15 protein-coding genes are annotated in these 26,045 nt (G+C 32.6%); 6 read left to right on the forward strand and 9 right to left on the reverse strand.

What is annotated here, in order from left to right; all coding sequences use genetic code 11:
- Positions 1-6: 6 nt before the first annotated feature.
- The 3 genes from NAB20_RS01630 to NAB20_RS01640 all read right to left on the reverse strand — a co-directional run bounded on the left by NAB20_RS01630 (position 7) and on the right by NAB20_RS01640 (position 6,153).
- Positions 7-4,320, reverse strand: coding sequence for a CusA/CzcA family heavy metal efflux RND transporter (locus tag NAB20_RS01630; protein ID WP_375605407.1), 4,314 nt, complete (start codon positions 4,318-4,320; stop codon positions 7-9).
- A gap of 101 nt (positions 4,321-4,421) precedes the next feature.
- Positions 4,422-4,754 (reverse strand): DUF6660 family protein, encoded by a 333-nt coding sequence (locus tag NAB20_RS01635; protein ID WP_088391455.1) that lies wholly within the window; start codon positions 4,752-4,754, stop codon positions 4,422-4,424.
- Between the two features lie 124 nt (positions 4,755-4,878).
- On the reverse strand, positions 4,879-6,153 hold the full coding sequence (locus NAB20_RS01640) for an acetyl-CoA hydrolase/transferase family protein (protein WP_105195456.1): 1,275 nt from the start codon (positions 6,151-6,153) through the stop codon (positions 4,879-4,881).
- Positions 6,154-6,274: 121 nt separating this feature from the next.
- Between NAB20_RS01640 and map the strand changes: the two genes are divergently transcribed.
- The 6 genes from map to pruA all read left to right on the forward strand — a co-directional run bounded on the left by map (position 6,275) and on the right by pruA (position 14,682).
- On the forward strand, positions 6,275-7,099 hold the full coding sequence (gene map / locus NAB20_RS01645; protein ID WP_105195455.1) for a type I methionyl aminopeptidase: 825 nt from the start codon (positions 6,275-6,277) through the stop codon (positions 7,097-7,099).
- A 297-nt stretch (positions 7,100-7,396) separates the two neighbouring features.
- Positions 7,397-8,167: a class I SAM-dependent methyltransferase gene (locus tag NAB20_RS01650; protein WP_088393391.1), complete on the forward strand. Its 771-nt coding sequence runs from the start codon at positions 7,397-7,399 to the stop codon at positions 8,165-8,167.
- Positions 8,168-8,267: 100 nt separating this feature from the next.
- The gene (locus tag NAB20_RS01655; protein WP_375605408.1) at positions 8,268-11,147 is read left to right on the forward strand and encodes an SNF2-related protein; all 2,880 of its coding nucleotides are present in this window, start codon (positions 8,268-8,270) and stop codon (positions 11,145-11,147) included.
- An 80-nt stretch (positions 11,148-11,227) separates the two neighbouring features.
- Positions 11,228-12,475, forward strand: a complete 1,248-nt coding sequence (locus NAB20_RS01660) for a DUF5103 domain-containing protein (RefSeq protein ID WP_105195453.1) — start codon at positions 11,228-11,230, stop codon at positions 12,473-12,475.
- Positions 12,476-12,544: 69 nt separating this feature from the next.
- The gene (apaG, locus tag NAB20_RS01665; RefSeq protein WP_088393385.1) at positions 12,545-12,931 is read left to right on the forward strand and encodes a Co2+/Mg2+ efflux protein ApaG; all 387 of its coding nucleotides are present in this window, start codon (positions 12,545-12,547) and stop codon (positions 12,929-12,931) included.
- A gap of 125 nt (positions 12,932-13,056) precedes the next feature.
- The gene (pruA, locus tag NAB20_RS01670) at positions 13,057-14,682 is read left to right on the forward strand and encodes an L-glutamate gamma-semialdehyde dehydrogenase (RefSeq protein ID WP_105195452.1); all 1,626 of its coding nucleotides are present in this window, start codon (positions 13,057-13,059) and stop codon (positions 14,680-14,682) included.
- 473 nt (positions 14,683-15,155) lie between these two features.
- Here pruA and NAB20_RS01675 read toward each other — a convergent pair whose 3' ends face one another.
- From NAB20_RS01675 to NAB20_RS01700, 6 genes are all read right to left on the reverse strand, one after another.
- Positions 15,156-15,527 carry a hypothetical protein gene (locus tag NAB20_RS01675; protein WP_375605409.1) on the reverse strand — a complete coding sequence of 124 codons (372 nt, stop codon included), beginning with the start codon at positions 15,525-15,527 and terminating at the stop codon, positions 15,156-15,158.
- A gap of 126 nt (positions 15,528-15,653) precedes the next feature.
- Positions 15,654-16,778, reverse strand: coding sequence for an RHS repeat-associated core domain-containing protein (locus NAB20_RS01680; RefSeq protein ID WP_375605410.1), 1,125 nt, complete (start codon positions 16,776-16,778; stop codon positions 15,654-15,656).
- A gap of 186 nt (positions 16,779-16,964) precedes the next feature.
- Positions 16,965-17,351, reverse strand: coding sequence for a hypothetical protein (locus NAB20_RS01685; RefSeq protein ID WP_375605411.1), 387 nt, complete (start codon positions 17,349-17,351; stop codon positions 16,965-16,967).
- A gap of 4 nt (positions 17,352-17,355) precedes the next feature.
- A complete protein-coding gene (locus NAB20_RS01690) occupies positions 17,356-18,489 on the reverse strand; it encodes an RHS repeat domain-containing protein (RefSeq protein ID WP_375605412.1) in 1,134 nt (377 codons plus the stop codon).
- Between the two features lie 157 nt (positions 18,490-18,646).
- Positions 18,647-19,204 (reverse strand): hypothetical protein, encoded by a 558-nt coding sequence (locus NAB20_RS01695; protein WP_375605413.1) that lies wholly within the window; start codon positions 19,202-19,204, stop codon positions 18,647-18,649.
- A gap of 11 nt (positions 19,205-19,215) precedes the next feature.
- On the reverse strand, positions 19,216-25,947 hold the full coding sequence (locus NAB20_RS01700) for an RHS repeat-associated core domain-containing protein (protein ID WP_375605414.1): 6,732 nt from the start codon (positions 25,945-25,947) through the stop codon (positions 19,216-19,218).
- Positions 25,948-26,045 lie beyond the last annotated feature (98 nt).

Here is a 26,045-nt window from a genome sequence, read left to right on the forward strand (position 1 = left end):
TATCAATTAGTTGTTAGGTATGGATGGATATTGTAGAGCAATAGCACTTTGATTATAAGCATTTGTTACTTCTACGTTTTGCTTTTTAATGTCGATAGCTTGATTTAAAAAATTAATATACGACCAGTAACTTAAGTCTCCACTTGCATAACTTTTTTGAGCCATTATAATAATTTGTTCTGCGTATTGCAAACCTTCGTTTTGATAATATTCTAAATTCTTTTTATACTTTTCATAAGACTCCATTAATTCTTGATTTTGTAACTGAAGAACTAATTTGTTTTTGTATAGTAATAATTCCGATTGTACAGCATTAATTTCAGAAGCCTTAATTTTTGAGTTATTTACATTTCCAAATAGTGGAATTTGTAAACCTACTGTAAAACCTTGAAAAGGGGATTGTAATTGAATTGTTTGAAAAAAATATCCAATTCCCAATTTAGGTATTCTTAACGCTTTGTATATAGAAGTTTCCTTTTGATTTACCGAAATTTGTTGTTTATAATAATCCGTAACTAAATTTTCTACTTTGGTCTTATCCGTTGCCGTTAATTTATACTCTAAAGGAGTTAAAATGTCAGGTATAATAGTTTCTTCTGTTTGTAAAAAAAATTGTAGTTGTTTTTGATAAATAGACAAATCATGAATAATTTGTTTTTTTTGTGTTTCAATTTCTTTTATTTTAGCTTTAGCACTAATTACTTCTATATTACCCGTTTCTCCTGTTTTGTGTCTGAGCTCTGCATTTTTTAAGAAATTAGTATAAATGTCATTTAAATCAGTATTTAATTTTTGAGTAGCAATTCCATACAAATATTGATAAAAAGCAAGTGTTACAGCTTTTTCTAACTCATATTCTGTCATGGCTCTTCTTTTTTCGGCTAATTTAGCTAACTCATCTTGTAATTGTTTATTTGCTTTGGTAATACCTCCAATAGGAAAATACTGCTGAATTGTGATATTATGATCAAAATCCTTTGCATTAAATTGCCCTCCTTGATACTGAACTTGTAAGGGATCGGGTTGAAAAGCTGCTTTTTTTAAAACCTTTTGTTTTTCAATTTCTTTATCTGCAATCTTTAATTCGTGGTTATTTTTTTTAGCCAATTCAATAGCTGCTGATAACGCAATAGTTTTTGTATTTTGTCCAAAACAGAAAGAACTAAAAAACAATAATAAAATAGGGAAAAAAGAAAAATTGTTTTTTTTGTTATGTGTCATTTTTTCTTCAAATATTAAATACAAAATAGGTAAAACTATTAAGGTTAATAAAGTGGCTGAAATTAATCCTCCAATAACAACGGTTGCTAAAGGTTTTTGTACTTCAGCACCTCCGCTAGTAGAAAGCGCCATTGGCATAAAACCTAATGATGCTACTGCTGCAGTCATTAAAACAGGTCGTAATCTTGTTCGAGTACCTAAAAACACACGTTTAATAGGGTCGCTAATTCCTTCTGCTTTAAGTTGATTAAAATAAGAAATAAGTACAATTCCGTTCAAAACAGCTATTCCAAATAAAGCAATAAAACCAATTCCTGCAGAAATACTAAAAGGCATTCCTCGTAACCAAAGTGCAAAAACACCTCCTATAGCAGAAAGAGGAATAGCCGTAAAAATTAGTAAAGATTGCTTGATACTATTAAACGTAAAGTACAATAAAACCATGATTAAAGCAAGAGCAATAGGTAATGCAACGGATAATCGCTTATTAGCCTCCACTAGATTTTCAAATTGTCCGCCATACGTTATAAAGTAACCAGGAGGTAGTTTAAAGTTCTTATTTAATTTTAATTGAATTTCTTCTACCACACTTTTAATATCACGACCTCTAACATTTAATCCAACAGTAATTCTTCTCTTTCCGTTTTCTCGTGAAACTTGTACAGGTCCTTGTTCGTATGTAATTGATGCAACTTGCGATAAGGGTACCTGCTGACCACTATTTAGAGGTATAAATAAATTATTAACATCTGTTATATCTGTTCTAAAGTTTTTATCAAGCCTTACTACAATATCAAAACGTGTACTATTTTCGTAAATTTTACCCGCACTTTCACCCGCAAAAGAAGAACGTATGATTTTGTTAATATCTGTTATATTCAAACCATACAAAGCTATTTTGTTATAATCATATTTAATAGTTATTTGAGGTAATCCCGTAACCTTTTCAGCTTTTAAATCGCCAATACCTTCAATATTGTTAATTTTAGAGATCAATTCTTTTGCTTTTATATCTAATACTTCTAAATCATCACCAAAAATTTTAATGGCTATATCACTACGACTACCCGTCATTAATTCATTAAATCGCATTTGAATAGGTTGAGATATTTCAATATTTGCACCTGGAATAGCTTCCATTTCTTCTTTCATTAAATTAGCTAAATCTACCCAATTATCAGAAGTTACCCATTCACTTTTGTCTTTTAATACAATGATTAAATCGCCACTTTCTATAGGCATAGGGTCTGTTGGAATTTCACCACTTCCGATTTTTGTTACAATGGTTTTAATCTCAGGAAATTTGGCTTTTAGTATTTGCTCATATTTTGTAGTAGTTTCTACCATTTGAGACAAAGAACTTCCTGTCATGATAGTTGCATTTATGGCTAAATCGCCTTCTTCAATAGTCGGAATAAATTCGCCTCCCATATTTTGAAAAGTTAATAACGCTAAACTAAAAAGTCCGATAGCAATTCCTAATATTGTTTTTTTAAATGTTAATGCTTTTTCAAGTAAGGGAATGTATTTACTTTCTAACCAAGCCATCATTCGATCACTCAAGTTTTCTTTATGTTCCGTATTTTTAGATAAAAATAAAGCCGACATCATGGGTACATACGTAAGAGATAAAGTAAATGCTCCAATGACTGCAAACCCAACGGTCATGGCCATTGGTCTAAACATTTTTCCTTCTGTTCCTACTAAAGCAAGAATGGGTAAATACACAATTAAAATAATCATTTCTCCAAAAGCTGCACTACTTCTGATTTTAGAGGCAGATTGATAAACTTCTTCATCCATTTCTGCTTGTGTAAGAGGTTCTTTTCGTTTAATAAAAAATAAATGGTGCATGGTGGCCTCTACAATAATTACGGCACCATCTACAATAATCCCAAAATCAATGGCACCTAAGCTCATTAAGTTACCACTTATTCCAAAATAATTCATAAGAATTACAGCAAATAACATAGATAAAGGAATTACAGATGCCACAATAAGCCCTGCGCGGAAATTGCCTAAAAATAAGATTAATACAAAAATAACAATAAGTGCGCCCTCTACTAAATTTTTAGTAATTGTTCCTACGGCATTATCTACTAACTTACCTCGGTCAATAAAGGCTTCGGCTACTACACCTTCAGGAAGTGTTTTGTTAATCTGTTCCATTTTTTCTTTAACACGATTAACTACAGCACTTGAGTTTTCTCCTTTTAGCATTAAGGCCAATCCGCTAACAATTTCACCCTTTCCATCTTTGGTAGAAGCACCGTATCGTAGTGCAATCCCTTCCCGAACAGTTGCTACATCACGAATTAAAACAGGAGCCCCATTACGATTCTTAACCACTACATTTTGTAAATCTTGAACTCCTGTAGCCATACCTACCCCACGAATAAAATACGCATATTGATCTTTTTCAATATAGGCACCTCCTGTGTTTTGATTGTTTTTTTCAAGAGCTTGAAAAATTTCTGAAATAGTGACACCTAAGCTATTCAGTGTATTCGGATTAACTGCTATTTCATATTGTTTTAATTTTCCTCCCCATGTACTAACTTCTGCAACCCCTTCTACGCCTTGTAGTTGAGGTACAATAATCCAATCTTGAATCGTTCGTAATTTTGTAGCATCGTATTGCTTCTCATATCCTTTTTTAGCATATACATCATATTGATAAATTTCGCCAAGCCCAGTTGAAATGGGGGCTAATCCAGGGGAACCGGCATAATCTGGTATATTTTCTTGTGCTTCTTTTAAACGTTGAAAGATTTGTTCACGAGCCCAATAAATATCAACATCGTCTTTAAAAACAACAGTAACAACAGATAATCCAAATCGTGAAATACTGCGTAATTCTACAATTTTTGGAATTGTTTTTACAGATCGTTCTAGTGGATAGGTAATTAATTGTTCTACTTCCTGACTCGCAAGTGTAGGAGCTGTAGTGATGATTTGTACCTGATTGTTTGTTACATCTGGTAAGGCATCAAGAGGTAATTGTTTTACCGAGTAGCTTCCCCAAGCTAATAATACAACGGTAAAAAGCAGTATAATAAACTTATTTTTTATACTGAATTGTATGATTTTATCTAACATTGAAATAATATAATAAATTAAAAATAAGCAAACTATGTATTTGCTATCATATAAAGAGTACAGCTTAGCAGCTTATAACTCTATGAATACTATAAAATTTATTACGCTATTTTAGGGGGTTGCCAAATGCTATTATAGAAATTAGTGTAAAAAATAGATTTGTAAAGAGATTCTTTGTTTTCAGTATTTATAGCAGAAAACACTTCAAAATCATAAGAAATAATAGATTGGTATACCAATACTTGAATACCACAGCAATTACATACACAAAAAGGAGAACACAAATCATCATCATCGCTGTGAGAGTGCTTTTTGTTTTGTAAATCAGATTGAGCAGATTTAGCTATAGCTATATCATGTTCTATCATATCCAAGCACGGTAGCCCTGATAATATGAGGAAGTAAACAGATAATATGATATATAAAAATCGCATCGGTACAAAATAATAAAAAAAAAAGATAGAAACAAAGAAGATTTTTTGTTTTATAAGGACTAAACCTAAAAAGAACAGAGAATAGTAGAGCCACATGATTAATGACTCTACTTTAATGATTGCATTATATTGTTTTAAGATAGGTAATATATTCTTTTTCAATACGTTCTTGATGTGTAGGGTGTGCAATTTTCACCATTTCTGCAACACGTTGTTTGAGTGTTTTTCCGTACAAATCAGCTATCCCGTTTTCTGTAATGATATATTGTACGTGAGAACGGGTAGTTACAACACCCGCTCCTTGTTTTAAGAATGGGACAATTCTACTTTCTCCTCTTTTAGTAATAGAAGGCAAAGCAATAATAGCTTTTCCTCCTTCACTTAATGACGCACCACGAATAAAATCCATTTGTCCTCCTACTCCAGAATACATCTTCATACCTATAGAATCTGCACAAACTTGACCTGTTAAATCTACTTCGATGGCAGAATTAATAGCAACCATTCGTTTGTTTTTTCGTATTCTAGCTGTATCATTTACAAATGAAGATTCTTTCATTTCAATAAAAGGATTGTCATTTACAAAATCATATAATCGTTGAGATCCTATTAAAAAAGTAGCTAATGCTCTGCCTTCCAATATTCCTTTATAATTACAAGTAATAACATTTTTTTCAATTAAATCAATTACGCCATCACTAAACATTTCTGTATGAAGGCCTAAATCTTTATGACTTGTAAGTTTTGATAATACGGCATTAGGAATAGAACCAATCCCCATTTGTAAAGTACTTTTATTATCTATTAAACTAGCTACATAACTGCCTATTTTTTCTTCCTCAGCAGAAATAGAAGCTATTTCATGACCAAAAATAGGATGATTTACCTCTACCATGTAGTTTATCTCCGTTTCATGCAAAATTCCATCTCCAAAAGTTCTAGGCATTTGGGGATTAACTTGAGCAATCACTATTTTTGCATTTTTTATAGCAGCCAAAGTAGCCTCTATAGAAGTACCTAGCGAACAATAACCGTGTCTGTCAGGCGGTGATACATGAATAAAAACAACATCTAATAGAACTACTTTTTTTCGAAATAGATTAGGCAATTCACTTAAAAAAACGGGTGTATAAGAACCATTTCCTTCCCTTAATGTATGCCGTACATTAGCTCCTATAAAAAAGGAATTAACATGAAAACTAGCCGATAAAGAAGGATTTGCATAAGGCGCATCTCCTTCAGTGTGTAAATGACATATTTCCACATTTTTTAATTCAGAAGCTCTTTCTGTTAAAGCTTTTATTAATACACTGGGTGCTGCTGCTGCTGCTTGTATATAAATTCGATCACCAGATTTAACTACTTTTACAGCTTCCGCTGCGGATACATATTGACTCATAACCTAAAATTTTACTTCAAATGTAAATGTTTAGCCCGTATTGTAATATGATAAATCTCATGCTTAAAATTAGAGCGTTTATAAAAGTATTATTGTATTTTTGCACACTTACTTTTAAGAAATGAGTAAAATAATATTAAAAACACGAGAGGAAATAGAATTAATGCGCGAAAGTGCTTTAGTTGTTTCCAAAACTTTAGGGATGTTAGCTTCAGAAATCAAACCAGGAGTAAGTACCCTCTATTTAGATAAATTAGCAGAAACCTTTATTCGTGATCACGGAGCAGTACCTGCTTTCTTAGGAATGTATGGTTTTCCTAACTCTCTTTGTATGAGTCCTAACGCACAAGTCGTACACGGAATACCAACCGACAAACCTCTAGAAGAAGGAGATATCATTTCAGTTGATTGTGGAGCCTTAAAAAATGGCTTCTACGGAGATCACGCTTACACTTTTGAAGTAGGAGAAGTTGCTCTAGCTACTAAAATGCTTTTAAAAACTACAAAAGAATCCTTATATGTTGGTATTCGCGAATTAAAAGCAGGAAATAGAACAGAAGACGTAGGGCATGCCATTCAAAAATATTGTGAAAGTCATGGTTATGGAGTAGTACGTGAACTAGTCGGTCATGGTATAGGACAAACTATGCACGAAGCACCTGAAATGCCAAATTATGGTAAAAAAGGACGTGGTAAATTATTGGAAGAAGGTATAGTGGTTGCAATAGAACCCATGATTAACATGGGGACGAAAAATATTAAACAACATAAGGACGGGTGGACTATTACGACTGCTGATGGTAAACCTTCCGCTCACTTTGAACATGATGTAGCCATAATTGACGGAAAACCTGAACTTCTTTCAACCTTTGCATATATTTATCAAGCATTAGGTATACAAAGTAATGAAGAGGATGAATTTAGAACTAATAAATTAGTTATTTAATTTCGGATAATTAACAGAATAAATGAAGAGTTCTAAAATAAAAATGAAGCTATTAAGCCTTCTCAAGAAAAGAATGGAAATTTTTTAAAATCAACTGGTTGAAATAATCAAGAGGTTATCTAGAAAATTTGAAATGTTCAAAATTTTTATACAATATTTGTTATAAACGAATATCAACCTATTCAGATTAAAAACCTTCTTTTAAATGTGGGTGAATTTGAAATCTAAAAGAAATAAAAAATTTACACATAAAAAACTGTAAAATGGTGCAGTTTTTATGAAATGCTGTGAAAAGAAATGAAAAAAATATTTAAATTCTTTTTAAATGTGATCCCAAGACCAATTCTTATTAGAATTAGTTTTATAGTACGCCCTATTCTAGCCTTTTTATTAAAAGGGAGTCGATTTATAGATCCAATTGATGGAAAAAGCTTTCGCATGTTTTTGCCTTATGGATACGGAAATCAGCGTAACAATGTACTTTCGCCAAGTACACTTTCATTAGAAAGACACCGTTTGTTATGGTTGTATCTTCAAAATGAAACCGATTTTTTTACAGCTAAGGATATAAAAAAAGTACTGCATTTTGCTCCAGAACAAGAGTTCTATAAACGGTTCAAAAAACAGAAAAATATAACATACGTTACTACCGATTTATTTTCGCCATTAGCTGATGTAAAAGCAGATATATGTAATCTTCCATTTCAAGATAATTCGTATGACATTATTTTTTGTAATCATGTTTTAGAACATATTCCAGATGACACAAAAGCCATGCAAGAATTATATCGCGTACTAAAACCAGGAGGAATGGGTATTTTTCAGATTCCACAAGACTATTCTCGTCAAACTACTTTTACAGATGATACTATAACCGATCCAAAAGAACGAGCAAAAATTTTTGGACAATACGATCATGTACGTGTATATGGATTAGATTATTTTGACAAATTAAGAAGCATCGGTTTTACAGTAAAAGAAATAGATTATACTAAAACATTAGGAAATTCACTAATAGAAAAATATTGCTTAGCAAAAGGAGAAATTATTCCAGTTTGTCTTAAATAAAAAGAAACAATAAAATAGCTAAAGGAGGAATCTTATTAAAAATGATGAGGTTCCTCCTTTTTAAATAGTAGCATAAAATAACATCATAAATAAGAAAAGAATGTCTTTTTCGTTAGCACTCGATTTATCATGGAATGAAACAGAAGAACGTTGGATACCGTTTTTGTATTTAGTTAATACCAACCAACTACCCTTATATGTTTTTAAAATAGCCAATAAAGAAACTTTAAAAAGTATTTCAAAAGAATTAAATTCAGAAGAAAAAAAATTAGAGCTTCTCATAACAGATTTAAAAACAGAAAATATTCTGAAAAAATTGACAAAAAATAAAAAAGTTACTTCACTAAACTTACTCAAAGAAGATAAGACCGTCAAAAAAATTTTAGAAGAATACCTAAACAGAAAAATAGGAGCGATTCTAAACATCATTCAAGATTTAAAAATTCCCTTTAGTATAAACCTAAATTCAAAAAAAGAATTTTATTTAAACCAGGTACATTATACAAACAAGTCAATGTCAGCGCACTTGCATTTTGCTAAAAATGAAGAAGGAATCATTTATACACTCACTCTAGCTGATAACGAAAAAACAATATATCCTAATCAACACCCTATAAACATACTAACGCTATTCCCTTGTCAGATTATTTTTGATAAACAAGTCATTTTAATTCCTGATATAGACGGATTAAAGCTAAAACCATTTCTAAAAAACCAATCGGTACATATCCCAAAACGAATGGAAACTGAATATTTTAAAAAATTCATTCCTGATATTATAAAAAAAGTACCCATTAAAACAGAGGGGTTTCAAATACAGTCCTTTAATGAAATCATTTCCTACAACATAAAAGGAATCCATGATTTTTTGAGTCAACAATTTTTCATTCAAATACTTTTTAACTACAAAGGATATACTTTTTCATCCAATATGGATAAAAAACAACACGCTACTATAGCCTTTGAAGAAGATGATACCGTAAAAGTTATCCAATACAAAAGAGATCTAGAAAAAGAATTAACCATAGAAAAAAAATTAATTAATTTTGGATTTAAAAAAAACAGAGATGGAAACTTTTCTATAACTCATTCATCAAATGAATTAGCTAGTATAGAATTTGTTTTACAACATATAGAGGATTTACAAACAGCAGGTTTTCTTTTAGATGAATTTTTAATTGATCATAAAAAAATAAAAACCAACAAAACAACACTTTCTTTACAAAGTACTGAGCAAACAGATTGGTTTGATTTAAAAATGACCATTTCCTGCGGAAATTATAATTTCCCTTTTTCAGATATAGTGCCTAATATTAAAAATGAAAATCAATGGTTCTTACTTCCAGATGACACCTACTTTATTATTCCCAATGAGTGGATGAAACGCTATGCTAATTTAGCTAAGTTTGGAACAAAACAAACAGACGGAAGAATTAGTTTACCTAAAAGTCATTTTCAAAATCTGAATTTAGAAGAAGTTATTTTAGAAACAGAAAATATTTCCAAAAAAAACTTGATTTATACCCCCTCCATTTTGCTAAAGGCTACTTTGCGACCTTATCAAAGCCAAGGTGTACAATGGCTTTTAAATCATTATGCAAATGGCGTAGGAGCTTGTCTGGCGGACGATATGGGATTAGGAAAAACCTTGCAAACTTTAGCATTACTTATTGCAGTTCAAGAAAATGAACCAACACAAGTACCGAAAAGCAAAGAATTAGAACTTTTCACTGATTCAGAAACACAAGAAATTCCTCCCTTAAAAGCATTAGTTGTCGTTCCCTCTTCACTTGTCTTTAATTGGTATGATGAAACAAAAAAATTTGCACCTCACTTTAAATGTATAAAATATGTAGGAGCAGATCGAAAACTATTGACCAAAAAATTAAGCTATTATGATCTTGTTTTTACCAGTTTTTCTGTTTTAAGTAGAGACAGCTCGTTATTAGAAAAAATACCTTTTCATTATCTGATAGTAGATGAAAGCCAACAAATAAAAAATCGAAACTCTAAAATATTTAAAACTTTAACCCAAATACAAGCAGCACATAAAATTTCGTTAAGTGGTACGCCTATTGAAAATTCATTAGCTGATTTATGGTCACAAATGCAATTTATTAATCCCTCTATATTAGGAGAATTTGCCTTTTTTGATCAATATTTCAAAAAACCCATTGAAAAATACAAAGACGAAAGTAAAATAGAAGAACTCAAAAATATAATCAATCCTTATATATTGAGAAGAACCAAAACAGAAGTCTTAAAAGACCTTCCCGATTTAATTGAGCAAGTAATGTATTGTCAGATGGATGAAGAACAAGAAAAACAATACGAAGAAGAAAAATCAAAAGCCCGTAACTACCTTCTTAAATTAGAAGATGCTCCTTCTATGCTACACATACTGAATGTTTTAATGAAGTTACGCCAGTGGAGTAATCATCCTAAATTAGTTGATCCTAGTTTTAAAATGGCGTCAGGAAAATTTTATGATGTAACAGGGTATTTAGAAACGTTAGCAAAGGCAAAAAGTAAAACTTTAATTTTCAGCTCGTTTGTCAGTCATTTGGCCATTTACGAAGATTGGTCTCTTCAAAATAACATCCGTTTTTGTTCCCTAACTGGAAATACCCCAGCAGAAGAAAGAGAAAGCTATGTAAAACAATTTCAAACAGATGAAGAAACTTTATTCTTTTTCATATCCTTAAAAGCAGGCGGCGTAGGTCTTAATTTAACAAAAGCTTCTTATATTATCTTACTCGATCCTTGGTGGAATCCTTTTGCAGAAAAACAAGCCATAGCAAGAGCGCATAGAATTGGACAAGAAAATAAAGTAAACGTGATTCGTTTTATCACTCAAAACACCATCGAAGAAAAAATCTTACAACTTCAACAAAACAAAAAAGAGTTGTCAGATCGTATTATTGATGAAAGTACAATTCCTGAATCAGTAACCGAAAATTTAGCCTATCTATTACAATAAATTCGTTAAGAATCGGTTTAAAATAGTAATTTAGTTTTTTAATTAGCAAGTAAGAATAGTTTTAATCAAACCGTTAAGTCATGAAATCAAATTACATCTTCATACTATTGCTTTTTAGTTTTGTTACACAATCTCAATTAGTAGAAAATGTAGCTCCATTCAATATCAAAAACATTGCATTCAAACAAGCTACTAATGTTGTATTTCCTTTTTTTCAAATAAGGGAAAGTTTTGAATTTAGTTTTGATGATCTATATGGAACCGAAGAAGATTATTACTTCACATTAACCCATTGTAATTATGATTGGACTGTATCTGACTTAACTAGAAATGAATATTTAAACGGAAATGACAACCAACGAATTCAAGATTATCAAAACTCGTTCAATACCCTGCAAGGATACTCGCATTATCGGTTGAGTTTTCCTAATAGTTTTTGTCAAATAATCAAGAGTGGAAATTACATATTAACTATTTTAAACAAAAATAAAGAAATCGTATTTTCAAGAAAATTCATAATTTATGAAAATGGCATTGAAGTTCCCATTCAAATCAAACGTTCCAGAAATCTGGTTGATATTACAGAAAAACATAACATCGAGTTTACCGTAAAATCTAAAAATATCCTTTTTCAAAATCCACTACAAAATATAAAAATTGCTCTTTTTCAAAACGGCAGATGGAATACCGCCAAATATAATATTAAACCTCAATATACTATTGGCAATGATCTGATTTATCGTTACAACACAGAAACACAATTTTGGGCTGGAAACGAATATTACTACTACGATAATAAAGATATAAAAACGCCTACCAATAACATTGCAAAAGTTGAATCTAATTCAGGATTATATAAGACTTTATTATACACCAATGAGGTTAGAAAAGACAAAGGATATACCTTTTTTCCCGATATTAATGGACTATTTCAAAATAGAAATATTTTTGCACGAGATAACAATGATGTAGAAACAGATTATACTTGGGTTTATTTTTCCTTATTTGCCCCTAATTACCCAAAAGATCAAGCTATTTATGTAACAGGTTTGTTTAATAATTATCAAATGACAGATGAAAATAAAATGGATTATAATACGAGCAAAGGAATTTATGAAAAGGCCATTATGATTAAACAAGGCTTTATAAATTATAACTATACCTTAGTAAATTCAAAAAATCAAATAGATTACCAAAATGCAATTGATGGAAATTATTATCAAACAGAAAATAAATACCACGTTTTTGTATACTATAGAGCTAATGGTGAACGTTTTGATCGTATAATAGGAATAGGAGAAGCTAACTCACAAAATATAACAAATTAAATTTAATAAATATTAAAAACAAAAATAGTTTTATTTTTCGCTAAATTTGTGCTTTCAATAAAAGGTAAAATGGTTACGCAAGTTACAAAAGGAATCAAAATTTCGGTAGAAACAGTTTTTGAGGGAACCTACTTCAAGAATCAATCGGTACATTTTGCATTTTCATATCATATTACCATTGAAAATCACAGTAAAGATCAGGTACAGCTTTTGTCACGTCATTGGGATATATATGATGCTCTTAATGATCAAGAAACAGTAGAAGGAGAAGGAGTCGTAGGAGAAAAACCAATCTTAAAGTCCGGAGAAAAGTATCGGTATAATTCTGGTTGTTTACTTTCTTCGCCACATGGTAGTATGACAGGATATTTTACAATGATTAACTTTGCTACTACAAAAAAATTTAACGTTGCCATCCCTATTTTTTATTTAAATGCCCCTTTTGCATTAAGTTAATCGGGTAGCCATTATTAATTTCACAAAATCTAAAAAAGATGTTAGAGGATGCCTTTTTTAAAAGGCATTTTGTACTTTTGTTAAAGTTAATAAAAAAATGAACGTATAATTTAAATAAAAATACAATGCTTAAAGGATTTTTTAACGTACCAAAAGCGGTTAATGAGCCCGTAAAATCGTACGCTCCAAATTCTCCAGAAAAAGCGGCTGTATTAGCTGCTTATCAAGAAATGTGGAATTCAAAAGTAGAGGTTCCTCTATATATCGGTAGTGAAGAAATTCGTACAGGTAATACACGTAATATGACCCCACCGCATGATCATCAACATGTAGTAGGAACCTATCATTTAGCAACAAAAGAGCACGTACAAAAAGCTATTGACAATGCTTTAGAAAGCCGTACAAAATGGGCTAATATGGCATGGGAACAAAGAGCAGCGATCTTTTTAAAAGCAGCTGAATTAATTGCAGGTCCTTACCGTGCAAAAATTAATGCAGCCACTATGATTGCGCAATCAAAAACAATTCATCAAGCTGAAATAGATGCCGCTTGTGAATTAATAGACTTTTTACGTTATAACGTAGAGTTTATGACACAGATTTATAAAGACCAACCTGCTTCTGATTCATCTGTATGGAACCGAGTAGAATACCGCCCATTAGAAGGATTTGTATATGCTGTTACTCCTTTTAATTTTACAGCCATTGCAGCTAATTTACCTGCAAGTGCCGCTCTAATGGGGAACGTTGTTGTTTGGAAACCATCAGATAGCCAAGTATTTTCTGCAAAAGTAATCATTGATGTATTTAAAGAAGCTGGAGTCCCAGATGGTGTTATCAATGTAATTTTTGGTGACCCTGTAATGGTAACTGATACAATATTAGCTTCTCCTCATTTTGCTGGTATTCATTACACAGGTTCTACTTTTATCTTCAAAGAATTATGGAAAAAAATTGGAGAAAATATTCACTCCTACAAAACGTATCCAAGAATTGTAGGAGAAACAGGCGGTAAAGATTTTGTCCTAGCGCATCCTTCAGCCAATGTAAAACAAGTAGTAGCCAATACAATTCGTGGTGCATTTGAATTCCAAGGACAAAAATGTTCAGCAGCATCAAGAGCCTATTTTCCTTCTTCATTATGGCCTGCTATTAAAGAAGAAATGGGAAAAGAATTAGCTACTTTTAAACAAGGTTCGCCAGAAGATTTCTCCAACTTTGTAACAGCTGTTATCCACGAAGGATCATTTGATAAATTAGCTCAATATATTGATCAAGCTAAAGCTGATGCTGATGCTGAAATTATTTTTGGTGGGGGATATGACAAATCAAAAGGATACTTTGTAGAACCAACAGTCATTCTAACAACAAATCCTAAATATGCCACTATGGAAACCGAATTATTCGGACCAGTATTAACTATTTATGTATACGAAGACTCTACTTGGGCTGAAACGTTACAATTAATAGATGGCACTTCCGAATATGCCCTAACAGGAGCGGTATTTAGCGGTTGTCGTTATGCTATTGAAGAAGCTACCATAGCATTACAAAACTGTGCTGGTAACTTTTATATTAATGATAAACCAACAGGTGCAGTAGTAGGAATGCAGCCATTTGGAGGAGCTAGAGCTTCTGGAACCAATGATAAAGCAGGTTCTGCTCAAAACTTATTACGTTGGGTTTCTCCTAGAACTATCAAGGAAACCTTTGTAACACCAGTAGATTATAGATATCCGTTCTTAGGATAATTCAATATAAAAGAAACAGCTATCCGAAAAGTAGCAGCAACTCAATGATTAGTTTAGTACTTCAGTACTAGAACAAATCAGATCATTAAAACTAGAGACTATCTCACAAGGTGAGTAAGTTAAAAAGTTAAGGCTTGGATTTTATAATCTGAGCCTTTTTCAAATATAAGAACAAATTGATTTAAAACGATTTAATAATCAAAAAAGCTATTAACACCATTTAAGGTTCCAATTTACTGTAATAATCTCGTATAATCTCGTATAATCTCTTTTGATTTGTGTATTTTGTAGTGCGTTTTGGTTTAGGTAATTTCAAAACTAAAATGGTATCAAAGGAAGAAAAACAAACCTTGTTTAATATTCTTGATGCTTTCGCTACTAAGAAAAAACACAAAGACACCCTTTCGGGTTTACTGCAAGATGTAAAGTAAGAAAGAGGTTGTCCTTACTTTTGGACAGCCTCTTTAATTTATCTACTGTCTGTATTCATTTTTTCTTATAGAATCAATAAACTTCTCTAATTCTTTACTATTATAAAAATCCAAACATTTCATCATATACAAATTATTATTTAAATCATATGATTTATAATCTTTTTTAAGCCAATCGCTTATCATTTTTCTATAATTTTCATTTCCAAAAATATACTCTTCTTTTAAGTTTATTATTTGAACATAACTAGAACCATCATTATATTTAATAGATTCATTTTTTGTTGCTTCGTAATAACAATCACAAAACGCTTGGTTTTTAACTTTAAGAAGTTCATTTTCTAATTTGTTATTTTTTGTTTGAGATGAACATTTTGTCAAACAAATTACTAGAATTATATATATAGCCTTCATATCTAATTTATTTTGATGAGTAAAATGTAGTTGTGCATTCTTGATAAAAATGAGATCCTGCTCTACCACCGTATAGAACATCTACGTGTCCTGTAGCATCACTCCAACCACAATTCTTCTGTATAATTATTGAATTTTATCAACCTTATAAAAATAATTCAATTTATTAGCTCCACTAAAAGTACCGTTAGTTTTAGGAATAGTATAACCTGACTTATTTAAAGCGGTACTTAATCTTAAAGCACAGGTGTTTGCATAAGCTGGATTTGGATTGCCATTACTATCATAACCATGAAGTAGGTAATCGTTATAAATATCTCCTCCAATATTTTTGTAAACATCATCTCTATGGACAAAATTAGGATCAGATGTGTCACCCGATGGGTAAGCGTCATATATTTTTTTAATATCTGCTTCTGTTAAAGTTGTTTTGGGTTTTATCATTGCGTGAGCAGCGTGATTGAGTCCAGCAACCATACCTCCAATGACAACCCCTTGCCAGAAATTACCTCCACTAAGTTCAGCACCTACACCACCGCTAATCGCTCCAAAGGTAATAGTTCCTACGGTGCTTTTAGCAAAATCACCTCCAATAGCTCCAAAAGCACTAGCCCCTAAACTTCCAAAAGCACCACTCAAGGCTGCACTCCAAAAATTACCACCTTGAACACTTGATAAAACACCTTGAACAATTCCATGTGCAGCTGCTTGCGCAGCAACTGACCAAACTTCACCAATTGTATTTACTATTCTATCTCCTGCACTAAATAATGTACCAACACCATAAGTAGCTGCTGCACTAACTGCACCCCAAAACATTGCTTCATGTGCTTCATAAATGTTCCAATATTTAAGATTTCCATACTTAAAGTAAACATTTACAGTATAAGTTAATGCTGCTACTATAACACCTATAGTAATAGCAATTCCAATTCCATATTCTCCACTAGGATCATTAAACATAAGCGGGTTGTTCATGACATAACCATACTTATTATAACATTGGGTATTGGTAGGATCTTGTATGTTCTCGTCGGCATTCAAAAAACGACGCAACATCGGGTCATACAACCTTCCGTTCATGTGTATCAGACCTACATCTTGTAAATATTCATGGCTAGTATACCCTCTATCCAATACCTGCATACTGCCATGCGTCAAATTCCCCCAAGCATCAAAATGGCGTTCTTCTACTAGTTTCCCTTTTTCATCCGTTATCACTAGTATAGTCCCTAGGTAATCCTTATGCAAAAATAAAGGTTTTGCATCGGTTTCGGTATAATTTTTTACATATACAATGTTCGTTCTTAAGGGGTAAAACCAAAAGCTACAACTTTGCGGGTTGTAGCTTTTATGTTTAGTTGTGCGGTTTTGTGGTTCAAGCTTAAAGCTCGCACTAGCTCAAGAATCTAATGCTCGGACTATCGGGGAATTATTCTATTTAAAATAATTCAATTCCCACTCAATATCATCCAAGTCAGCGATAGTAAATAAAAACTTCTTACTAAATCTCTCATCTATAACACTACTCTCCCATCCATATTTTTCTACTGTATCTTTTTCAAATACATATAGCTCAATTCGCTTTTTTTTATTTTTTTCAATAAATGATTCCCATCTAGTCCTTACTGGATTAATACCTCCAAAATCATTACTTAAAATTTCAATACAAATATCAGATTTAGAACTATTATTATCAATTAAAGAATTAGTTACCAAACAGTAAATTGGACTATCTGTTTTATTATTGACTATAATTGATCTATCTTCAGTAAAATCACAAGCAAATAAGATTAATAACATTACGCCCAAAGCTTTTTTCATTCTTCTATTTATGATTAATTAAACTATTCATTATTTGAGGACTCAACATTTTACTATTAATACTATAATTAACAAAATCCCATCCTTTTGGTTGTCCAAAATAATAATATGAATATGTATTAGCCATTACTTCTGTCCAATTTGAACCAGCCCATGAAAATTGAGCTGTAGCAACACTTGAACCCATTGCATAACTATAAAAATGAAAGGTATCCATTTTCGCATGCAAATAATGACCATATTCATGCATTAATAACATTGTTGAAGAGTGGATTAACCTTGTTTTAGGTTGAATATTGAATCCGTTTTTCAGATAATTATAAAAATGCATTTCTGATGTATGGATAGTCCCAAAAACAGTAGTATTTCCTCCTCCATTATAAGACCATAAGTCTATTTCTGCTCCAAAAAAATCTTTTTTATATTTTGAAATATACTTTTTAACAAAATCTTTAGTAGATGCTTTTTTAGGTTTCGGACCTTGTCCCTCTGGGCTTTCATCCAATGTGTTATGCATCGCGTGATTCAACCCAGCCACCATACCTCCAATGACAACCCCTTGCCAGAAATTACCGCCACTAAGTTCAGCACCTACACCAACGCTAATCGCTCCAAAGGTAATAGTTCCTACGGTACTTTTAGCAAAATAACCTCCAATAGCACCAAAGGCACTAGCACCTAAACTTCCAAAAGCACCATAAATAGCAGATACATACGCATCACCTAACTTCCAATGTCGCAAACTTCCATCTCGTGCATAAATTGTAACCGTATAACTTAACACTGCAACTAAAGCTGCTACAGCTATAGCCACTCCTACAACATACTCCCCATCAGGATCGTTAAACATAAGCGGGTTATTCATTACATACCCATACTTATTATAACATTGGGTATTGGTAGGATCTTGTATATGCTCGTCGGCATTTAAAAAACGGCGCAACATCGGGTCATACAACCTCCCGTTCATGTGTATCAGCCCTACATCTTGCAAATGTTCATGGCTAGTATACCCTCTATCCAATACCTGCATACTGCCATGCGTCAAATTCCCCCAAGCATCAAAATGGCGTTCTTCTACTAGCTCTCCTTTTTCATCCGTTATCGCTAGTATAGTCCCTAGGTAATCCTTATGCAAAAATAAAGGTTTTACATTGGTTTCTGCATAATTTTTGACATATACGATGTTCGTTCTTAAGGGGTAAAACCAAAAGCTACAACTTTGCGGGTTGTAGCTTTTATGTTTAGTTGTTCAATTTTGTAGGTAGGAGCTTGAAGCACGCACTAGCCCAAGATTATCTAATGCTTGGACTACCTGGGGGCTGTGACAGTGCATCCATTGCAAAAACATAGATCTTAATCACTGCAAGATTTTCATTTTGCATAAAATGCTCAACCCTCATCGTATTATCCAAATCTACTTTGGCCATTTTAGGTGCTAATACATACGAATTAAACTTTGAGATATCAACCCTTAACTTCTCAGCTTCTAAAGGGTAACTGGAAAAGTTATTATTTAGCAAATCTTTAAATTTATTGAGCAACTGACAGCAATATAAAACCTCCACATCGGATATATAATGTTTCTTTATAATTAAGCTTAGAAAAAAATCTTTCACCCTTTTCAATAACGAAGGCTCTTCAACAAAAAAGGAGATCGTAGGTATATCTAGTTTTAATTTTGAAATTTTTAGAAGTTGGTCTACAACCTCTGAAATATTTATTTGTGTTTTATAATATTCCTTTAAATTACTCCATGAGTCCCATCGACTTCTATCAAGTGATAGATCAATTTGACGCAAATAGGCGTATAAAAAAACTAAGAATTTATAATTTATATCGATTTTTTGCATAAGTTTAAGTTTTAAAATGGCCACCAATTCCAACGAACAAAACTTGGATTGGCATTTTGAATATTTAAAGGTGTCCCTTCAGTCACTATCCGCCCTGCATTTCCAACTCCACCCATATAACCTGGAGGAGGAGTTATCATTTGACTTCGTGAGATAGAAAACTCAATAAAAGAGCCTTTACCTGCTTGTCCTAAATTAACATTGGTTGGCTTTAAAAATGGAGCGAATTCAACATCTACTCCATAAGGCATAGTTCTAGATGCATTAATAAAACCGCTATTTTTTATCCCTTTAAGTCCCATAGAAGAAGTATGATGACGTACCCTTACAAAATCATTAACAGGAGTCTCTGACATTTCCACCCTTGGAATCCTCATAGAACGAAGACCTTTACCCTCGTCAAACGGATTTATCGTTGATTTTTGAGTTATAACTCGAGGAGAAGACTTATAAGCCTGTTTAACCAAAGAATTAGAACTCTGACCATTTGAAACTGCTGCAGGCTTAGGTATTTCTATATCGGTTGCCTCTAACGTAGCACCTTGTAACGGTTGTAAGCCTTGAGGTTGTAAACTACTACTTAACACTTCTACAGGAGGCATTTTTCCTGTCCAAAAATTACCTCCTTTTAAAGAACTACTAATCCCTTGAGAAACACCACCAATAAGACCTCCAGCCACAAAACCAAATGCTGCAGAACGTAATCCATCTACTATTGGATTACCTCCCCCAAATACTAACGACCCCAAACTTCCTGACACAAAACCACCTGCCAAACCTCCTAAACCAGCACTTAAAGCTCCTCCAAAAAAACCTCCTGCACTTGGTGCTATTACCCCTGATAGATAGGGACCAGCCCATCCACCAACAACACTGCTAATAGCTCCAATAGCCCCACCAAAAACCATCGATTCCCAAGTGGCACTACTACTCCAATTCCATTTAAACGGATTATAAGTTCCATTTGCCTGTGCAGCGGCGAAATAAGCCCCAACAACAGCCCCAACAACTACAATAGCAATAGCAATTTCCCCATCAGGATCGCTAAACATAAGCGGGTTGTTCATGACATAACCATACTTATTATAACATTGGGTATTGGTAGGATCTTGTATGTTCTCGTCGGCATTTAAAAAACGGCGCAACATCGGGTCATACAACCTCCCGTTCATGTGTATCAGCCCCACATCTTGCAAATGTTCATGGCTAGTATACCCTCTATCCAATACCTGCATACTGCCATGCGTCAAATTCCCCCAAGCATCAAAATGGCGTTCTTCTACTAGTTTCCCTTTTTCATCCGTTATCGCTAGTATAGTACCTAGGTAATCCTTATGCAAAAATAAGGGTTTTGCATCGATTTCTGCATAATTTTTTACATATACTATGTTCGATTCGTAAGGCGTACCTCCTATATACAACAAATGTTTTTCTTGTCCTGTGGTATTATCTCGTACCACTTCAAAACTACCATCTTCCGAATAGTATTTCGTAAACTTAGCGGTAGTAGCCGCCTGATCTAAACTAAAATTTCCACCATAATGCATCACTTGTCTAGACTCGGTCAAACCGTAACCAAATGCATAATCCCCTTTTTTACCATCTATATAGAGAGGGTCATTATTTTCATTATAGCTTATAAACTGCAAGGCCGTATCCGCATCAGGATAGATTTCTAAGCCTGTAGCATTCAAATCTATCGATGTATTTTGATATACTTGATCGGGATTCTTGAAATTAACCTTACCCAATTGATCATTTTCTGTAATACGCCCTTTTTCATCATAGGTATTATAGGACATACTACCTGTTTTCAAATTCGTCCAGTTGATCAAACGGTTGTTATCGTCATAAACAAAATTCTCTTTAAGTGTACCAAAACTTCCATTACGGCTACGGTTTTTCAACTCATTTTTAATCGCATCAAAACTATAACCTAATTCTAATACCGAAACTGGAGATTGCCCCTGTAAATAAAGATTGTGTTTTGCTGAACTCAAAAAGTCGTTACTATCATAAGTGTTACTTATAGCTATAGCTCCTAAAGTAGCACCCAGTACCTGTCCTTTAGCATTCACATCGCCAAGTCGCCATAAAGTTTTTTGAGTTGCCTTATCTTTTATAGCTACTAAAGCACCGTTCCAGCCGTACTCATGTTCTAAAACCGCTTTAGTATAGGTACCTCCAGAATACAGCCCTTTTTCATAACTTAGTATACGTCCTGCATCGTCATACTTAATATTTTTTTGCATAAAATAACGATCGTTCGCGCTTTCACCCGATTCTATCAATCGTCCTTGTGCATCAAAAACAAAACGTTTGCCATACGGCATACCATTACACACCCCATTTACCTGAGTCAGCCTACCATAAGTATCATAACTAAACTGTATGTCCTTTTTGGTACTTACACCATCTTTTGAATTTTCTTTCTGACGGATCAATTGCCCTAAAGTATTATATTCATAGGTTTTATTTCCTTTCGGGCTAATCTCTTTGGTCATTTGCCCTAACCCATTGTACTCATAAGTATATTCACCATTGGCAGGATCATGAAAACTTGCTTTACGCCCCCAATTATCGTAGGTGGTTCTTACCGCGTTTTTACCATAATTAGCACTAACAACCTGTCCTACAGCATTGTAATTATAAGTAATAGTACCTCCTTTATCGGTACTACTTACCAGATTACCTAAAGCATCTTGCACTTTCTGAGTCACACGCTGATACCCATTTACCTCGGTAACTTCGGTGGTCATTCCTTCAACTTTGGTAGTCACAACCTTACCATTCGCGCTACTAACCGTAACTTTAGCGGGGAATACGCTATCGTCATAACTAATTCGATTCCATTTAGGCGTATCTTCATCGAAAACGAATGGATTCGATTCAGCCACTTTTCGTCCTAATACATCATATCTTGTACTCTTACCGATAAAGGAATCTAATCTTAAGCCTTTAGAATCCTCTTGAAGAACCTCCCCTTTAGTGTTCGTATAAACAGACTGTTGTTGACCATCGGGCAAATATTTTGCCACCACAGCATCTCCATCTTGACGCTTATAGGTATAATTTGTATACCCCTGTAAAGGATGATACGATTTTAAAATTTTCCCCCAAGTATCATATACAAAAGATTCAGTAATCCCTAACGGATTTTTCTGGGACAGTACTTGTCCCCAATCATTATAGGTAAATTCCGATTCTAACCCTAAAGCATCCTTTTTCTTCAATACAAAACGTCCCTTATCGTCATAAGTAGCACTTTCCGTACGCGTTTGCGAGTCAGTGCTATTACTAATAGTTTTAGAGGTTACATTTCCAAAACCATCGTATGTATATGTATCTAGTATATATTGACTCTCATCCTGATTATACGTTTTTTGAGTGGTTAGCAAATTATTAGCATACCCAAATTCGGTTTTACTTTTCTTTGTATCGCCATAAGCCGTTACCTCTTCTTGCTTACTCAGCAATCGGCCTACATAATAATCTTTACCTAATCCCGTATCATTATGAATATATTCAAGAATAGTTTTATGATTAGATAGTCCAGTTATACTCTGACTCTGTTCTTTTGGCAAATAATAACTATTATAAATAGTAGTAGTAATACCAATAGTTGATTTTAAAAAGTCCTTCTCATAAACTTTAATTGGCAATAATACATCAACATTATTAACCAATTTCTTAAAATCATAATCAATTTTTTTAAAAGATAGTATATTGGTCGTATTTTCATCTACATTTTTTCCTGAAAAAATAGAAATATCTCTTGTACTCCATTCTTTTTTAGGCATAGCCCACAACAAAGGATCTGACTCTACAACACTCCAAACCCTTGTTCCTTCAAAACCCTTACTATACCAACTTGAACGAGCTACTTTTCTAAAACCAACAGTTCCTCTACCTTGTAAATGACCAACTAAATCAGCATATTTAAAATTTTGGATTCTACCTACTTGTTCCAGTTGACTAACTACATAATGCTTATCTACTTTATCAAATGACACGAATGGATAATAAAATTTTTCTCCATCATTAATATAAATATCTGAATTATTCAAACCGTCCATTTTTTCAAATGTAATTTTGGTTTCAATCCCTCCTTGTAAAATTGCATTTACTCGTACAGACTTAGGTATATTATAATATGACATAGCCTTTACACTCGAGGTCTTAGTTGATTCGTCAAAAGCGCCTAAAATTAAATCCGTTGTCCCTTTTTTGACATTATTATTTATAAGCAATGAATAACTTTTTAATACTTCGTCTTCTCTCCAAAAATCATAATGATCTTTCACAAAAGACAAACTTAAATTATCACCTATGGCTTTAAATTTATATACTTCTAACTGTGTAAGACTCTGATTAATTCCAACTCTTATTTTAGATTTCAAAAGAGCATTCAAATAAACCAATTCTGATTTACCATCTGCATCTAAATCAACCAAATAATACTCTCTATTATGGTAATTATCAGACAAAACAACTTCCTTTTCGAAATAACATTTACAGTAATCAAACTTTTCAAAATAAACACCAGTATTCAACATTGGAATAGGAACAAACCCTTTACCATTGGACAGATAAACATACCAATTAAAAGTTTTCGATTCTTGTGGTATAAGCAAATCTGATTTCCCATCACCATTAATATCACCAACTCTTATCTCACTTAAATCACCATTAAGATTAGAAACTAATGAATTATATGGTTTTGTATTAATTTCAAATTGCAAAGTTGTTTTATTCCGACTAAAATTTGAAATTTGAATTCCTCCGTTTCTCAAATTTATAAAATCAATCTTACCATCTCCATCAAAATCACCACTCATTTTAGTATTTAGTATATCTTTATCTATTCCTAAAATTGTAAGAGAATTAACACCCGAAACAGAACTTTTTAAATCAAAAACAATAGTATCAAAATCACTATACCTTTGTGTATCAACACATTTATTTCTATTCCAATTAGGATTCGGTCTCATGTCCGATGTATATTGAAAAGGTATTTGATCATCACAAGGATAAAAATACTCAACAAAATGATCATGTTGTACCGATAATACCAACTCACTACTACCGTCTCCATCTAAATCGAATTCTTTTACTTGATTCACTTTCGTTTTAACATTATTAGTACTTATGGTTTCTCCAGTATATGGATCAGTATAACTCCATTCCTGCGATTGGTCATAAATATCAGCGGATAAAGTCTTCGAATATTGAAAAGTCAAAATATTATTTTCAATACTATAAATTTCAAAAACTTGATCCTTTTTTAGAGTTGGTGTTTTCAATACTTCCTTACGTATCAAAATACCTTGCTTCTTACTTACAATATTGTCTTTATTAACAAATGAAATCGGAATTGCTTTTTTAAACTCATCTACTGTAAAAGGTAAGGTTCCACTCATTACCAATTTACTGTCAGTAGAACCTTCAACTAATGAATTAAATAATTTTATACCATTATATTTTGTTACAGATTTACATTCATGTGTAACTTCAATTATTTCCACACAATCTTCAAAAGTACTATAATATTTCATATAATCTAGTACACCATCTCCATCAAAATCACCTACTATTTTATTTGCATCTTTATCTATAACATTCTGTTCTTTCCATACTGATTTATTAGAAGTTTCATATATAAAACTTACTGGATTAGCAGCTATATTTTTTGAATTGTACTCAGTAATTGATTCAACTCTATCATATAGTCTACTTACATCTTTATTATATCCAATTAAATACTTTTTAAATAAATTCCCATTAGAATTAACTACAACATTTGACAATAATTTTTTTTGAATATAAACACCTCTTTGATTTTCAATATATTCTTCAGTAGATCGTGAAACATAATTAAAAATCATACTATTAAAATGAGCTTTTCCTAAAAACTCATTTCCTCCCCACTCAATAGTTTTCAAATTTTTAACACTAGAAGTTTGATCATAAGAATAAGTAATATAATTACCTTGGGCATCTTTCCATTTTGAGATATTATATTCAGCTAAAGCAATATCACCTCTTTTACCATACCATGCCTGTGAACCATCTTCAAAAGTAACCTCCCAATATTCAGGTCCAATACCACCGCTGTCACCCACCGACTTAATCCTCATATTCGAGTATTTCTCGGTCACATATTCTGCTCCATCTTTACCATAAGTACCCGATTTCAACAATAAGCGTTGTCCATTAAAACTATAGTAATCACTATAATCAAATTGTACCCCTTTCACTTCACCATCTTTTTCTATATTCCTCCCTACGCGACTAATTGAACTGATTCCAGTAAGATTCCAACCATAACCTGCAATTCCGTTTCCACTACCACTATTATAAACCAAATTCATCTGTGGCGCTACACTCTTCACCCCTGGAGGTAGTGCTATAGGCAAGGTGTAAGTAAGCTGTCCTCCAGCATCTACATCTATAGTTCCTTTTGTATCATGAAAATTAGTACTATCAAAAGTCATCCCAGACGGATTGCCTGCACCTGCTTCAGAGCTCGTCGTACCGCTATATACAGCACCTCCACTTGTTGCAGTACCAATTTTTGCCACAAAAGGATCTACTACATTTGAATTTGCATAAAAACCAGGAGCCAATATTACTATGTTTGGATCTTCGACCGTCCGTTTACTTCCCTCTGTTTTGTTTAATATTGTTTGACTATAGCTCAATATTCCCCAAATTAAAGCTAATAGTATCGTTATTTTTTTCATTTATTTTGAAATTATCATTTTATTTGTCCGCTCAAATATAATGAGCTATCATTTTTAAAAATTGGAACTATAATATGGCATATATATAATATAAAATT

This window comes from Flavobacterium davisii (assembly GCF_042182265.1).
GTDB classification, from domain to species: Bacteria; Bacteroidota; Bacteroidia; order Flavobacteriales; family Flavobacteriaceae; genus Flavobacterium; species Flavobacterium davisii.

Coding starts and splice junctions, on each gene's coding strand:
- NAB20_RS01660 (WP_105195453.1), top strand. CDS start 11,228: ATGAAATCAAATTACATCTTCATACTATTGCTTTTTAGTTTTGTTACA.
- NAB20_RS01635 (WP_088391455.1), bottom strand. CDS start 4,754: ATGCGATTTTTATATATCATATTATCTGTTTACTTCCTCATATTATCA.
- pruA (WP_105195452.1), top strand. CDS start 13,057: ATGCTTAAAGGATTTTTTAACGTACCAAAAGCGGTTAATGAGCCCGTA.
- NAB20_RS01685 (WP_375605411.1), bottom strand. CDS start 17,351: ATGAAAAAAGCTTTGGGCGTAATGTTATTAATCTTATTTGCTTGTGAT.
- map (WP_105195455.1), top strand. CDS start 6,275: ATGAGTAAAATAATATTAAAAACACGAGAGGAAATAGAATTAATGCGC.
- NAB20_RS01700 (WP_375605414.1), bottom strand. CDS start 25,947: ATGAAAAAAATAACGATACTATTAGCTTTAATTTGGGGAATATTGAGC.
- apaG (WP_088393385.1), top strand. CDS start 12,545: ATGGTTACGCAAGTTACAAAAGGAATCAAAATTTCGGTAGAAACAGTT.
- NAB20_RS01655 (WP_375605408.1), top strand. CDS start 8,268: ATGTCTTTTTCGTTAGCACTCGATTTATCATGGAATGAAACAGAAGAA.
- NAB20_RS01695 (WP_375605413.1), bottom strand. CDS start 19,204: ATGCAAAAAATCGATATAAATTATAAATTCTTAGTTTTTTTATACGCC.
- NAB20_RS01650 (WP_088393391.1), top strand. CDS start 7,397: ATGAAAAAAATATTTAAATTCTTTTTAAATGTGATCCCAAGACCAATT.
- NAB20_RS01640 (WP_105195456.1), bottom strand. CDS start 6,153: ATGAGTCAATATGTATCCGCAGCGGAAGCTGTAAAAGTAGTTAAATCT.
- NAB20_RS01630 (WP_375605407.1), bottom strand. CDS start 4,320: ATGTTAGATAAAATCATACAATTCAGTATAAAAAATAAGTTTATTATA.
- NAB20_RS01675 (WP_375605409.1), bottom strand. CDS start 15,527: ATGAAGGCTATATATATAATTCTAGTAATTTGTTTGACAAAATGTTCA.